Source organism: Streptomyces hiroshimensis (assembly GCF_014650335.1).
GTDB classification, from domain to species: Bacteria; Actinomycetota; Actinomycetes; order Streptomycetales; family Streptomycetaceae; genus Streptomyces; species Streptomyces hiroshimensis.
The window spans coordinates 591958-605390 of record NZ_BMUT01000002.1 but is presented as its reverse complement, the minus strand read 5'-3'; the positions used below and the strand labels follow the sequence as shown (position 1 = coordinate 605390).

Genomic DNA, 13433 nt, shown 5'->3' with positions numbered 1-13433 from the left:
TTGCCGGTGTTGCCGGTGTTGCTTTTCTTGCTGGTGTTGCTTTTCTTGCTACGGCTCCACAACGGCATGGAGCCGGCTCCGGGGCCCCCGCAGGGGCGGAAGGAACGGCAGCTGCGCGGGCGCGGCCCCTGCGGGCCGGGCGCCGTCGTCGTCGAGGGCGGCGGCGAGGGCGAGCAGGCAGCCGGCCGTTCCGGTGGCGAGGTCCATGGACAGCCGCATCATCTGGCTTCCGGGGTAGGCGAGTTCGCCCTGGTAGGACATGGCGTACCAGGACAGCCCGCGGACCTGGGCGGCCAGGTGCCCGGGGGTCGCGCCGGGCGCGGTGGTGCGGGCGAGGTGCAGGATCATCCCGGCCCGGCCCTGGAACAGCCCGGGCTGGGCGTAGAAGCGCGACCGGGCGGCGGTGAGGATGCCGTCGCGGGCATCGGTGAAGTACGGGTCGGGGTCCGGGTGGTGGGCGAGGAAGTCGTCCAGGACCATGCCGATCCCGGCGCTGCCGTCACCGAGGTAGGGCATGGTGCGCCAGCCCTCGTCGACTTCGAGGGTGCCGCCCGCCGTGCGGGTGCAGCGGGCGAGGTCCGTGCGCAGGGCCTGCTCGGCGAGGTCGAGGAGGGCGGGGGCGCCGGTGCGCTCGTACAGCCGCAGGAAGAGCAGGGCGGGCCCGCTCGCGCCGCGCATGAGGCCGGCGCGCCGGCGGGGGCCGCTGCCGTCCTCCCCCTGGCCGGAGGAGTCGGCGGCGAGCCGGTCGGCGAGGAGCTGGGCGGCTTCGACGGCCTGGTCGTGCAGCTGGCGTTCGCCGGTGGTGCGGGCGAGGTGGTCGAGGGCGAGGCCGACGCCCGCCAGGCCGCTGCGCAGGTCGGAGGTGAGGCGCTGCCACTGCTCGCCGAGCATGAGCCCGGACAGCTCCAGGGCGCGCCGGGTGTGGCCCAGCCGGTCGAGGGTGCAGGCGACGCCGGCGAGGCCGTCGTAGAGGCCGAGCGGGGTGCCGGACGGCACGGGGTCGGTGTGGCGCAGCAGCCACTGCTCGCCCTCTTCGTAGCGCTCGGCGCCGGCTTCGGCGAGGGCGTGCAGGACCCCGGCGGCGCCGTGGGCGAGGCCGAGGCCGCCGCCCTCGGAGAACTGGGCGATGTCCCCGGGGAAGAGGCGGTCGTCCCGCCCTGGCGTGGCGGAGGCGAGGAGGGCGCGGACCATGGACGCGCGGGCGCCGGGCCAGTCCTCGGCGGGGTCGGGAAGGTCGTGCAGGGGCAGGGCGTGTCCGGCGCCGGGAGCGAGGGTGCGGGTGCGGCGCCCGGGCGGTCCGGAGGCCGCGGAAGGAGCGGGCTCGGCCGCCTCCCGGACGGCCTCCTCGGCCTCCACGGGCTCAGCGGCCTCCGCGGGCTCCGTCCCGCGCGTGATCTCCGCCACCGCCTCGTCGAGGAACTCCCGCGGCACCGGGAACTGTTCGGCGATCACGTCGGCCAGGTGCGCCGCCTTGGCCCGGTCGATCACGAACAGCGTGGTGATCGGCAGGAAGAGCGCGAGCCGCAGACAGGCCAGGGCGTAGCGGTCGACGTCCGCGCCGCGGCGGTCCGGCGGGGCGAAGAAACCGGGATGGGCCACGACCTGCCGGCCGTGCTCGGATTCGGGGGCGGCGGCCTCGAAGTCGATGAGGACGACGGAGTCTTCGTCGGGCGCGACCATGATGTTGAACATGTGGAGGTCGTTGAAGACGACGCCCCGCGCGTGGACCTTCTCGACGGCCTCCTCTACGGCGCGGTGGATGCGCAGCGCCCACGCGGTGTAGTCGGCGGTGGCGGTGGGCTCCGGGTCCGCGGCGAGCAGCGGGTGGCGGTGGGCGAAGAAGGAGTTGAGGGGCTTTCCCTCGACGAAGTCCATGACGAGGAAGCGGTGGTCGCCGATGGTCAGCCAGTCCCGCGCCTCGGGGGCGACACCGAGGCCGGCGAGCCGCTCCAGGGCGTCCTTCTCGCGCTCCAGCCGGGCCACGGCGTCGGCCCCGTCGGCGGCGAGCCCGGCGTGCGGGCGGCCTTCCTTGAGGACGACCTTGCGGCCGTCGCGCGTGTCGGTACCGGCGTAGACGCCGCCGCCGTTCGAGAAGTGCAGGGCCTTCTCGATGCGGTAGGGCAGGTCGCCGACGGTGGTGGCGTTGCGCGCGGCGAGGTGCGGGGCGAGGAAGGCGGGCAGCGTCACCCACGAGGGGACCTGGAAGGCCGGGTTGCGGGAGTCGGGGACGAGCTTGCCGTCGCCGTCCTCGACGGCGGGCACGAGGGTGCCGCGGCCGTCGATGCAGAAGCGGCGGGCGAAGGCGCCGTAGCGCACGTAGAGCGGGCCTTCGTGCCAGCGCAGGTCGGTGAGGATGTACGGGCCGGGGCGGCCGCCGAGGATCTCGTGCAGCCCGGCCAGGGTGGAGTGCAGCTGCTCCTCACCGGACGGATAGATGGTGACGAACTTCCCGCTGTGGCCGCGCTCCGCGTATTTGTTGTTGCGCAGGTGCAGCAGGTGCGGGCCGGGGACGAACTTGAACGGGATGTCCCGGGCGACGCAGTAGTCCCAGACGTCGGCGGCGGTCTTGTCCGCGGTGTCGGCGGTGGCGGAGACGTGGATCTTCCAGCCCTGGAGGGGCTGCCCGGGGCGCGGGCCGCCGTCCTCCCCGGCGGGGAAGACATGGAGCCAGTCGCCGTGGCGGGAGGTGCTCCAGCCGCCGGGGGCAGGGCGGCGGGCGGTCTCGTACAGGCCCGCCTCCCGGGCTCCCTCGCCGCCCGCCCCCGGGACGGACAGGCGGTCCGGGGTCTCGTAGAAATGCCTGTCGGCCAGGCAGTAGACCTCGTACCGCGCGTCCATCGTCGCCCCCCTCGGCTTTGTTGCCTAGAGATTTCCACGCCGTGAGGGGCCCGGCCAGTCACATGTGTCATCAAGGAAGCGTGCGGAACGCATGAGTAACAACGCGCATGCGTACGAAGGGCGTTGCTGCACACGCGCCCGCTTCACTCGTCCGGAGGGAAGACGGGCTCTCCCGTGTCCAGGACGCTGATCGTGATCGCCTCCACCGGGCAGCTCTCGGCGGCCGCGAGCACCGGACCGGATGCGTCCGTCTCCTCGGCGACCTCCTCCGCGATCTCCTCCGCGACCGGGCGCGAGCGCCGGCCGGCGTCGAGCGCGAAGGCCTCCGGCGCGCTCCCCACGCACATCCCCGAGCCCACGCACAGCCCCTGGTCGACCTGCACGCGCCAGCGCCCGCTCACCGCAGTCACACCTCTCCCCCGGCGTGCTCCCCGGGCGCCCCGGGTGCCTCAGGCGCCTCGGGCGCCCCGGGCACCTCCCCGTGCCCCGCCGGCAGGTGGATCGTCTTGTGCTCCAGGTATTCGGCGAAGCCCTCGGGCCCGAACTCCCGCCCCAGGCCGGAGTTCTTGTAGCCGCCGAAGGGGCCGAACATGTCGAGGGCGAAGGTGTTCACCGAGTACGTGCCGGTGCGCACCCGGCGGGCGACCTCGATGCCGCGTTCGGCGTCGCGGGTCCAGACGCTGCCGGAGAGCCCGTAGTCGGAGTCGTCGGCGATGCGCACGGCCTCCTCCTCCGTGTCGTAGGGCAGCAGGCAGATCACGGGGCCGAAGATCTCCTCGCGGGCGATCCGCATGTCGTTGGTGACGTCGCCGAAGAGGGTGGGCTCCACGTACCAGCCGGTGTCGCGGTCCGCCGGCCGCCCGCCTCCGGCGAGCACCTTGGCGCCCTCGCGCTGCCCGAGCGCGATGTACTCCAGGGAGCGCCGCCGCTGCCGTTCGGCGACGAGCGGGCCGACCTGGGTGGCGGGGTCGAGGGGGTCGCCGACGACGAGGGCGGAGGCGGCCGCGGCGAAGCGCTCGGCCAGCTCGGCGTAGTGGGCGCGGGGCGCGAGGATGCGCGTCTGGGCGACGCACGCCTGCCCGTTGTTCATCCAGGCGCTGGGGACGATGCCGGCGACGGCCTCCTCCGGGTCGGCGTCGGGCAGGATGATCGCCGCGGACTTCCCGCCGAGCTCCAGGGTGACGCGGGTGAGGTGGCGTGCGGCGACCTCCATGACGCGCTTGCCCGCCGCGACCGAGCCGGTGAAGGCCACCTTGTCGACGCCCGGGTGGCCGACGAGGTACTCGCTGACCTCCCGCTCCGCGGGCAGGATCGACAGCACGCCCTCCGGCAGGCCCGCCTCGGTGACGATCTCCGCCAGCAGGTAGGAGTCCAGGGGCGTCTCGGGCGAGGGCTTGAGCACCACCGAGCAGCCGGTCAGCAGCGCGGGCGCGAGCTTCGCCGCGGCCACCAGCTGCGGGACGTTCCACGGCACGACGGCCGCGACGACGCCGACGGGCTCGCGCCGCACCAGCAGCGGCCCGAGGGCGCCCGCCCGCCGCTCCTCGTAGGACAGCTCGCGGGCGACGGCGATGGCGCAGTCCCACACCATCATCGCGCCGAGGGCCTGCGCGAGCACGCTCCAGGAGTACGGGGAGCCGTTCTGGGCGGAGACGGTGCGGGCCAGCTCCTCGTGCCGGGCGGCGATGCCGTCCTTGATCCGCGTGACGACCTCGATGCGCTCGGCCGGTGGCCGGTCGGCCCAGATGCCGGAGTCGAAGGAGGTGCGGGCCGCGGCCACGGCGCGGTCGACGTCCTCGCGCGAGGCGTGCGGGACGCGGCCGATGACCTCCTCGGTGTGCGGCGACACGACGTCGATGACGGCGCGGCCGGCCGGGTCGGTCATGGTGCCGCCGATGAAGAGCTGCCCGTGCTCGATCAGTCCGTTCTTGTTCCGGTTCAGCCCATTCTTGTCCTGGTTCGTATGCCGATTCGCATCCCGGTTCATGTCGATGCCTCCCGCGCGTCTGCGGAGCGAGCCGCGAGCGTCGGATCTGACGCTGTATCAGACAGTTAGCAGCTCCTCCGGCGCCGGGGCAACGGGGTCGGCGGGCTCGCCGCACGACCGGGCCGCACGACCGGGCCACACAACCGAGCCGCACGACCGAGCCGCACGACCGGACCCCGACCCGGCCCCGACCCGGCCGGTTAAAGTGTCCGTGACAACTTCATCCCGCCTCGGAACGGGGGAAGCCGGTGCAAATCCGGCGCTGACCCGCAACCGTGACTACGGCCCGCCGCCCGGCGCCGCCGTACGAGCCGGACCACCCGGGCCAGGCGGCAGGCTTCCGGAGCCGGTCGTACCGCATGGCGGTGCCGCCCGGTCCACCGGCACCGTCGAGGTATGCGGAGCCGAGCCCGGTGCCACCGCGCGGAGCCGACGGAGCTCGCGGGGCGGCGGCCGTGCGCGGCTGCGCGACCGCGTACCCCGGCATGCCGGCCACCGCAGTGACACCCACCCGAGAGGCACGACCCCATGGCCCCCTCCCTCGTCGTCCACGCGCGCCGCGGCGCCGCGGTCCTGGCCACCGCCGCCGCCCTGAGCACGGCCGTGGCCCCCGCCGCCTTCGCCGACGGCTCCCCGTCCCCGGCCGCCCCGGGGCTCTACGGCACGGCGGACCCCAAGTTCGACGGCGTCTTCCGGCAGTCCCTGGCCTTCATGGCGCAGAGCGCGGTGAGCGTCAGCCCGGCCAAGCAGGCCGTCGACTGGCTCGCCGGCCAGCAGTGCGCGGACGGCGGCTTCCCCGGCTACCGCGCCGACACCGGCAAGGCGTGCGACCCCAAGAAGGACGAGTTCACGGACGCCACCGCCGCGGCCGTGCAGGGCCTCGCCGCCGCCGGCGGCCGCTCGGACGCCGTCAAGAAGGGCCTCGACTGGCTCAAGGCCCACCAGAACGACGACGGCGGCTGGGGCTACCAGGCGGGCAGCCCCAGCGACGCCAACTCCACCTCCATCGCCCTCGGCGCGTTCGCGGCGGCCGGCCAGGACCCGGCCAAGGAGGCCGCCAAGGGCGGCAAGAACCCCGCCGAGACGCTGCTGACCTTCCAGCTCGGCTGCGACGCCAAGGAGGAGGGCGAGCGCGGCGCGTTCGCGTACCTCAAGGACGACAAGGGGCTGCGCGCCGACAACCTCGCCAGCGCCGCCGCCGCGCTCGCCACGCGCGGCAAGGGCTACCTCGTCGAGCCCCTGAAGAAGGACGCCGACCGGCCGGTCAAGCCGCTGGAGTGCTCCGGCGACAACCAGGCGAAGCCCAAGGACGCCGCCGCGTCCGCCGAGGCCGTGGACGGCTACCTCGTGGCCGCCATGGACAAGAACGGCGGCTACCTGCTGCCGTCCATGCCCGGCGCCCCCGCCAAGCCCGACCAGGGCAACACGGCCGACGCCGCCCTCGCCCTCGCCGCGGGAGGCCACCGCGCCGCCGCCGAGAAGCCCCTGAAGTGGCTGCAGTCCAAGGAGAGCGGCACCGCCGAGTGGGCCAAGGGCCAGCCCGGCCGGCTCGCCAAGCTGATCCTGGCCACCGACGCGGCGGGCGGCAACCCGCACGACTTCGCGGGCACCGACCTGGTGGAGCAGCTGAACGCCACCGGCCCGGCCCCGGAGAAGAAGGCCACCGGCGGCATGGACAAGAAGGACGAGGAGAAGGACGACGACTCCGTCACGATCAACGTGTGGTGGATCGTCGGCGTCGGCCTGGCCTTCGGTGCCGGCATCGGCTTCCTGATCAGCGGCCGCAAGAAGAAGCAGCAGCTGTGACGCGAGCTGCCGGGATGCGAGCTGCCGGGATGCGCGGCGGCGCCGTCGCCGCGCCCACCGCCGTACTCCTCGCCCTCATCACCCTCCTCACCTTCCTCGGCACTGCCCCGGCGCACGCCGCCGGGTACCGGTACTGGTCGTTCTGGCAGGGCTCCGGCGGGCAGTGGGCGTACGCCACGCAGGGGCCGGCCACGGCGCGGCCCGGCGACGGGGAGGCCGTCGGGTTCCGGTTCGCCGTCAGCGCGGACTCCTCCGACGCCGCGAAGCCGCGTGCCGCCGCCGGCTTCGGGGCGGTCTGCGACCGTACGCCCGCCAAGGACGGCACGAAGCGCGTCGCCGTCGTCCTCGACTTCGGCACGGCCGCGGACGCCCCCGAGGGCGAGACGCCGCCCGCGGCCCGCTCCGCCTGCGCCCAGGTGGGCGAGGACGCGACGGCGGGCGAGGCCCTGGCCGCCGTCGCCAAGCCGCTGCGCTACGACTCCTCCGCACTGCTGTGCGCCATCGCCGGCTACCCGCGGACGGGCTGCGGCGAGCAGGTCGGCGGCGGGAAGAAGAGTTCCCAGGGCGCGGGGAGCGCACAGCCGAGCCCGGCCGGGAGCGACGCCGCCGGGGGCGGGGACTCCGGCGACGGCGGCCCGTCGGCCGGCCTGATCGGCGGCGTCGCCGCCGTGGTCGTCCTCGGTGCCGCGGCCTTCTGGCAGGCCCGCCGACGCCGCGGATGAACGACAGGAAGAAGCCGCTGCGGGGCGGGGTCGGTGCCGACAGCGGCACCGGAGCCGAGACCGGGGGCGGCGGGGGCGGCGGCGGAGGAGGCGCGCCGCTGACCTCGCGCGCCTCCGCGCTGCACGCGGGCGCCTGGTGGGTGTGGGCGCTCGGTCTGGCCGCGGCCGCCTCCCGCACCACCAACGTCCTGCTGCTCGGCCTGCTGATCGCCGTCGCCGGCTACGTCGTGGCCGCGCGGCGCACGGACGCGCCGTGGGCACGCTCGTACGGGGCTTTCCTCAAGCTCGGCCTCGTCGTCATCGGCATCCGGCTGGTCTTCGCGATCGTGCTGGGCTCCCCGATCCCGGGCACGCACACGCTCTTCACCCTGCCGGAGGTGCCGCTCCCGGACTGGGCGCGGGGGGTGCGGCTCGGCGGCCGGGTGACGGCCGAGGGAATGCTCTTCGCGTTCGCCGACGGCATGAAGCTGGCCACGCTGCTGGTGTGCGTGGGCGCGGCCAACGCGCTCGCCAGCCCGGCGCGGCTGCTGAAGTCCCTGCCGGGGGCGCTGTACGAGGCGGGCGTCGCGGTCGTCGTCGCCATGACGTTCGCGCCGAACCTCGTCGCCGACGTCCAGCGGCTGCGCGCCGCCCGCCGCCTGCGCGGGCGCCCTGACCGCGGCTTCGCCGCCCTGCTCCAGGTGGGGCTGCCGGTGCTGGAGGGCGCGCTGGAGCGATCCGTGGCGCTGGCGGCGTCGATGGACGCACGGGGCTACGGCCGTACGGCCCGGGTGCCGCGCTCCGTCCGCCGCACCACGAGCGTGCTGACGCTGGGCGGCCTGATGGGCGTCTGCGCCGGCACGTACGGGCTGCTCGCCGACCAGGGCGCGGGCTACGGGATGCCCGTCCTGCTGGCCGGCCTCGCCGCCGCGCTGGCGGGCCTGTGGCTGGGCGGCCGCCGCTCGGTCCGCACGCGCTACCGGCCGGACCGGTGGGGCGTACGAGCGTGGCTGGTGTCGGGCTCGGGCGTGGCGGTCGCGGCCCTGATGATCCGGGCGGGCTCCTACGCGCCCGGCGCACTGCACCCGCAGGCGGTCCCCCTGACGGTGCCGCAGCTGCCGCTGTGGCCGGCGGCGGCGGTCCTGATCGGCCTGCTGCCGGCGTTCGTGGCGCCGGCGCCTTCCGGCGGGGGCTCGCGGGATGCGACCGCCGGGCCGGGGCGCGCGCAGCGAGGCGCCGGGACGGGCCCTGCCGAGCGGGGGGCAGCCGAGCCGGAGGCTGCCGGGCACCGCCGAACAGGCCGGTGGGGGCGGAGCACCGCTGCGGCGGGAGATCTTCCCCGGTCCCGCCCCTTCCCGGATCCGGGGGCGGGCCCCCGACTTCCCGGGAGCCGGGGCGAAGCGTCCGCCACCCCGCCGGGGGCCCGGGGCGCAGCCGCCGCCCCACGGCCCGGGCCCGGGGCCGGGGACGGGGCCTCCAGCCCACGGCCCGGGGCCCGGGGCACAGCCTCCACCACCCCACCCCCCGGGGCCCGGGGCACAGCCTCCACCACCCCACCCCCCGGGGCCCGGGGCGCAGCCTCCACCACCCCACCCCCCGAGGTCCGGGGCACAGCCTCCACCACCCCACCCCCCGAGGTCCGGGGCACAGCCCCGGGAAACGGTGAAAGGGTGGGACCGGGGCATCCCTCTCCGCCGCGACGGCGCTCAGCCCCCGCCGGGGAGCCCGGCGGTGCCGAAACGACCCGCATGCCCCACCCCGAGGAGCCCAAGTGATCCGCTTCGATCAGGTGTCGGTCACCTACGACGACACCGAGGCACCCTCGCTCCACGAAGTGGACCTCACCGTCCCCGAGGGCGAGCTCTGCCTCCTCGTCGGCCCCTCCGGCGTCGGCAAGTCCACCCTCCTCGGCACCGTCAGCGGCCTCGTCCCGCACTTCACCGGCGGCACCCTGCACGGCCGCGTCACCGTCGCCGGCCGCGACACCCGTACCCACAAGCCGCGCGAACTGGCCGACGTCGTCGGCACCGTGGGCCAGGACCCGCTCGCGCACTTCGTCACCGACACCGTCGAGGACGAGCTCGCCTACGGCATGGAGTCCCTCGGCATCCCCCCGCACACCATGCGGCGCCGCGTCGAGGAGACCCTGGACCTGCTGGGCCTCGCGACCCTCCGCGACCGCCCCATCGCCACGCTCTCCGGCGGCCAGCAGCAGCGCGTCGCGATCGGCTCGGTGCTGACCACCCACCCGAAGGTGCTGGTCCTCGACGAGCCGACGTCCGCCCTCGACCCGGGCGCGGCCGAGGAGGTGCTCGCCGTCCTGCAGCGCCTGGTCCACGACCTGGGCACCACCGTGCTGATGGCGGAGCACCGGCTGGAGCGGGTCGTGCAGTACGCGGACCGCGTCATCCTGCTGCCGGGCCCCGGGCAGGCCCCCGTCATGGGAGAGCCGGCCGAGGTCATGGCCGTATCGCCCGTCCACCCGCCGGTGGTCGACCTCGGCCGCCTGGCCGGCTGGTCGCCGGTCCCCCTGTCCGTACGGGACGCGCGCCGCAAGGCGGCACCGCTGCGGGAGCGGCTGGCCCCGCTGGCGCCGCAGGCCGCGGCCGCCCCGGCGGACGGGGAAGGCCTCGCGGCCCGCCCCCGCCGCCGTACCGGCTTCCTGCGCAAGGCCCGCCGCGCGGCGGGTCCCGGCCCCGGTCCCGGCCCCGCCGCGATCGCAGCGGCCGCCGCCGGGCTCGCCGTCCGGCACGGCCGGCTGGTGGCGCTGCGCGACGTGGACCTGTCCGTACGGGCCGGGGAGACGGTCGCCCTGATGGGCCGCAACGGGGCGGGCAAGTCCACGCTGCTGCGTACGCTCGTCGGCATGCACAAGCCCGCCGCGGGCTCCGTACGCGTGGGCGGCGTCGCCCCGCAGAGCACGTCCCCGGCGGAACTGCTGCGCCACGTGGGCCTCGTACCACAAGAGCCGCGCGACCTGCTGTACGCGGACACGGTCGCGGCCGAGTGCACGGCGGCCGACGGCGACGCGGCCGCGGAACCGGGCACCTGCCGCGCGCTCGTCTCCCGGCTCCTCCCGGACGTCGCCGGTACGACGCACCCGCGCGACCTGTCGGAGGGCCAGCGTCTCGCGCTCGCCCTCGCGGTCGTGCTGACGGCGCGCCCGCCGCTGATCCTCCTCGACGAGCCGACCCGCGGCCTCGACTACGCGGCCAAGCACCGCCTGGTGGAGATCCTGCGCGGCCTCGCCGCCGACGGGCACGCGATCGTCCTGGCGACGCACGACGTGGAACTGGCCGCGGAGCTGGCCCACCGGGTCGTCGTCATCGCCGACGGCGAGATCGTCGCGGACGGCCCGACGGCCGAGGTGGTGGTCTCCTCGCCGGCCTTCGCACCACAGGTCGCCAAGGTGCTCGCGCCACAGCCGTGGCTGACGGTGGGACAGGTGCGGGACGCGCTGGGGGCGGGGTCATGAACGACGCCGCACCCGACCACAAGGACACCGTCCCCGACCGTCAGGACACCGTCCCCGACCGCAAGGGCCTCGCCCCCGACCGCCAGGCGCGGGCGATCCGCCTCGGCAGACGCTCGATCGCCGCCCTGCTCCTCGTCTCCGCGGTCGGGGTGGCGGCGTTCGGCTGGCCCCTGCTCGCCGACTCCGCGTCGGGGCTCGCGCACTCCCAGGACGCCCCGTGGCTGTTCGCGGCGCTGCTGCCGCTGCTGCTGGCCGTCGTGGTGGCGGCCATCGCCGACTCGGGCCTGGACGCGAAGGCCGTCGCGATGCTCGGCGTCCTGGCGGCGGCGGGCGCGGCCCTGCGCCCGCTGGGCGCGGGGACGGCCGGCATCGAGCCGATGTTCTTCCTGATGGTGCTGTCGGGCCGCGTCCTCGGCCCCGGCTTCGGCTTCGTGCTCGGCTCGGTGTCGATGTTCGCGTCGGCGCTGCTGACGGGCGGCGTCGGGCCCTGGATGCCGTTCCAGATGCTGTCGATGGGGTGGGTGGCCATGGGCGCGGGTCTGCTGCCCGGCCCCGACCGCCTGCGCGGCCCCCGCGAGGTGCTGATGCTCGCGGGCTACGGCGCGGCGGCGTCCCTCTGCTACGGCACGGTGATGAACCTCCAGGGCTGGCCCTACATCGGCTCGCTCGCCACGGGAGTCTCCTTCGTCCCCGGCGACCCCGTCCAGGAGAACCTCGCCCGCTTCGTCGCGTACTGTCTGGCGACGTCCCTGGGCTGGGACGTGCCGCGCGCGATCGTGACCGTCACCGCGACCCTCACGCTCGGCCCGACGGTCCTGAAGGCGCTGCGGCGGGCGACGCGGAGGGCGGCGTTCGACGCCCCGGCGACATTCACCGAGCCGCCCCGCCGCTGACGAGCCGCCCCGCCGCTGAGCCGGTCAGGCCTGCAGCGACTCAGGCCTGCAGCTCCTTGCCCATCCACACCTCGGCGTACGGGTTCTCGTCAACGGTGTTGTACCGGGGTACGGGGGTGAATCCGTGCCTCGTGTACAGCCTGATGGCCTCCACAAGGTCCTTCCGCGTATCCAGGACGATCCGCTCCGCGCCCCACTCCCGGGCAAGACCCTCGGCCGCGCCCAGCAGCGCGGGCGCAAGCCCGTTCCCCCGCGCGGCGGGCCGCACGTACATCCGCTTCAACTCGGCGGTCCCCCGCTCCCGGTCGAACCACCGCAGCCCCACACACCCCATCGGGTCCCCGTCCCGCCGGGCGACGAGCAGCACGCCCGCGGGCGGGTCGAGAGAGTCGCTCGGGTCCTCGGCGAGGTAACCGTCGATCTCTTCGGGCGTACAGCGGCGGCCGTCGTGCATCAGGTGCCACCGGTCGGCGACGTCCGTCAGGTACTCGCGCAGCAACGCAGCGGCCTCGGCGGAGCCGACGGGCTGCGGGGCGATGGTCCAGGACACGGAGAGCGGGGTGGTGCCGGTCATGGCGGCATGGTCGCACGGGGAATTCCGGGCGCGCGCCCGAATTATGGAGGCCCCGGCCCCACCCCGCGCTCAGACGAGGCCGACGCCTGCTTGGGCCTTGATGGTGTCCACGGCTTCATCAGTGAGCCATCGCAGGGGAACCACGGTCCACCGGTCGCGCCTGCGCATGACCACGGCTTTACCGTCCGAGGTGGTCTCGCACCGCATGAAGCCCTGCTCTCGCAGGTCCTGGATCAGATCCTCGCCCCGCTTCATCACCCGTCCCGGTCCTTGTCGTCAGCCGCTGATACGGCGTGGTCCAGCCGCCAGTGGTTACGAAACCTGCTCAGGGCATCGACGGCCTCGTTCGTGCGCTCCCCGGCTGCGGATGCCGCACGCCAGGCCCCATCCAGCTCGGAGCATCTGCCGCAACCCGACCAGTGCGTGCCGTCACTGTTGGCCAGCGCCCGGAACGCCTCCCGCTCCTGGCCCATGGCCAGCCGCAGCGCGGACGTGGACACCTCCCATTCGAGCCCGCCACCGGGCGTACGCACCTGCACACGCGAACCCCGGTGCCCGATCACCTGGGCGACCCTGTCCTCCCGGGTGTCCACTACAAACGCGCCCACTCGATACGTCACTGTTCCGCGCCTCCACGCTCGGATCAGGGAATCAGATGTCGGCCTCGGCGCCCGCGGGGCGGGCCGGCGGGGCCCTGCCTGCGTTCGTTTCGCGACTACTCCCGAAGCAGGTCTAGCAGCACAACTGCGAAGCTACTAGCAGTATTTCTGTGAGTCAAGAAGTTCTGCGACTACCTCCATCGCTCACCTTCTGGAAGTCTTGGTGCGACCGAGAGGAGGGCGGAGATGGCCGCAGGCTTTGGTCTGGTCGTGCGCTTCACGCTGCGGAGCCCCGAAGCCGCGGAGGGCTTCGACGAGTTGGCGTCCCGGACCCTGGAGGGGATCAGGCGGCATGAGCACGGCACTGTCGTGTACGTGAACCACCGCGTGCCGGGCGAGCCGCATGTACGGCTGTTCTACGAGTTGTACGAGGACCGTGCTGCGTTCGACGCCCATGAACAGCAGCCGCATACCAGGAACTTCCTCGAAGCTCGTGAGAAGTTCGTGGCCAAGACCGAGGTGACCTTCCTGGAGCGCCTCGACGGAAAGGCGTGAAGAGA

11 protein-coding genes and 1 pseudogene are annotated in these 13433 nt (G+C 74.7%); 6 read left to right on the top strand and 6 right to left on the bottom strand.

The annotated features are described in order from the left end of the window. Nucleotides 1-48: 48 nt before the first annotated feature. From lanKC to IE241_RS08075, 3 genes are all read right to left on the bottom strand, one after another. A complete protein-coding gene (lanKC, locus tag IE241_RS08085; protein ID WP_190020913.1) occupies nucleotides 49-2838 on the bottom strand; it encodes a class III lanthionine synthetase LanKC in 2790 nt (929 codons plus the stop codon). A gap of 143 nt (nucleotides 2839-2981) precedes the next feature. Further along, nucleotides 2982-3239, bottom strand: a complete 258-nt coding sequence (locus tag IE241_RS08080; RefSeq protein WP_190020912.1) for a ferredoxin — start codon at nucleotides 3237-3239, stop codon at nucleotides 2982-2984. A 5-nt stretch (nucleotides 3240-3244) separates the two neighbouring features. Next, nucleotides 3245-4723, bottom strand: coding sequence for an aldehyde dehydrogenase (locus IE241_RS08075; protein WP_229898960.1), 1479 nt, complete (start codon nucleotides 4721-4723; stop codon nucleotides 3245-3247). A 630-nt stretch (nucleotides 4724-5353) separates the two neighbouring features. Here IE241_RS08075 and IE241_RS08070 point away from each other — a divergent pair. The 5 genes and pseudogenes from IE241_RS08070 (at nucleotide 5354) to IE241_RS08050 (ending at nucleotide 11700) form a co-directional block, all read left to right on the top strand. After that, nucleotides 5354-6631, top strand: coding sequence for an SCO2321 family membrane protein (locus IE241_RS08070; protein WP_190020910.1), 1278 nt, complete (start codon nucleotides 5354-5356; stop codon nucleotides 6629-6631). Between the two features lie 29 nt (nucleotides 6632-6660). Further along, complete coding sequence (locus IE241_RS08065; protein ID WP_190021094.1) at nucleotides 6661-7353, top strand: SCO2322 family protein; 693 nt, start codon at nucleotides 6661-6663, stop codon at nucleotides 7351-7353. Next, nucleotides 7350-8513: pseudogene (locus tag IE241_RS08060) on the top strand (energy-coupling factor transporter transmembrane component T family protein); the annotation flags it as partial. The gene IE241_RS08065 and the pseudogene IE241_RS08060, both read left to right, overlap by 4 nt. 590 nt (nucleotides 8514-9103) lie before the next feature. Next, nucleotides 9104-10807, top strand: a complete 1704-nt coding sequence (locus IE241_RS08055) for an ABC transporter ATP-binding protein (protein WP_190020909.1) — start codon at nucleotides 9104-9106, stop codon at nucleotides 10805-10807. Next, the gene (locus IE241_RS08050; protein ID WP_190020908.1) at nucleotides 10804-11700 is read left to right on the top strand and encodes an ECF transporter S component; all 897 of its coding nucleotides are present in this window, start codon (nucleotides 10804-10806) and stop codon (nucleotides 11698-11700) included. The genes IE241_RS08055 and IE241_RS08050 overlap by 4 nt, the downstream gene beginning before the upstream one ends. 40 nt (nucleotides 11701-11740) lie before the next feature. Here the strand turns inward: IE241_RS08050 and IE241_RS08045 are convergent, their stop codons facing one another. The 3 genes from IE241_RS08045 to IE241_RS08035 form a co-directional block, all read right to left on the bottom strand. Continuing rightward, entirely contained in the window at nucleotides 11741-12274 is a 534-nt protein-coding gene (locus IE241_RS08045) for a GNAT family N-acetyltransferase (RefSeq protein ID WP_190020907.1), read from the bottom strand. Nucleotides 12275-12343: 69 nt separating this feature from the next. Then, nucleotides 12344-12529 (bottom strand): hypothetical protein, encoded by a 186-nt coding sequence (locus IE241_RS08040; RefSeq protein WP_179080715.1) that lies wholly within the window; start codon nucleotides 12527-12529, stop codon nucleotides 12344-12346. Then, the gene (locus IE241_RS08035) at nucleotides 12529-12894 is read right to left on the bottom strand and encodes a hypothetical protein (protein WP_190020906.1); all 366 of its coding nucleotides are present in this window, start codon (nucleotides 12892-12894) and stop codon (nucleotides 12529-12531) included. The genes IE241_RS08040 and IE241_RS08035 overlap by 1 nt, the downstream gene beginning before the upstream one ends. A gap of 225 nt (nucleotides 12895-13119) precedes the next feature. Between IE241_RS08035 and IE241_RS08030 the strand changes: the two genes are divergently transcribed. Beyond that, a complete protein-coding gene (locus tag IE241_RS08030; RefSeq protein ID WP_190020905.1) occupies nucleotides 13120-13428 on the top strand; it encodes a putative quinol monooxygenase in 309 nt (102 codons plus the stop codon). The last annotated feature ends 5 nt before the right edge of the window (nucleotides 13429-13433 follow it).

Bases quoted from the DNA above. Each gene is read 5' to 3' on its own strand.
- IE241_RS08040 (WP_179080715.1), bottom strand. From the start codon at position 12,529: ATGAAGCGGGGCGAGGATCTGATCCAGGACCTGCGAGAGCAGGGCTTC.
- lanKC (WP_190020913.1), bottom strand. From the start codon at position 2,838: ATGGACGCGCGGTACGAGGTCTACTGCCTGGCCGACAGGCATTTCTAC.
- IE241_RS08030 (WP_190020905.1), top strand. From the start codon at position 13,120: ATGGCCGCAGGCTTTGGTCTGGTCGTGCGCTTCACGCTGCGGAGCCCC.
- IE241_RS08050 (WP_190020908.1), top strand. From the start codon at position 10,804: ATGAACGACGCCGCACCCGACCACAAGGACACCGTCCCCGACCGTCAG.
- IE241_RS08075 (WP_229898960.1), bottom strand. From the start codon at position 4,723: ATGACCGACCCGGCCGGCCGCGCCGTCATCGACGTCGTGTCGCCGCAC.
- IE241_RS08045 (WP_190020907.1), bottom strand. From the start codon at position 12,274: ATGACCGGCACCACCCCGCTCTCCGTGTCCTGGACCATCGCCCCGCAG.
- IE241_RS08070 (WP_190020910.1), top strand. From the start codon at position 5,354: ATGGCCCCCTCCCTCGTCGTCCACGCGCGCCGCGGCGCCGCGGTCCTG.
- IE241_RS08065 (WP_190021094.1), top strand. From the start codon at position 6,661: ATGCGCGGCGGCGCCGTCGCCGCGCCCACCGCCGTACTCCTCGCCCTC.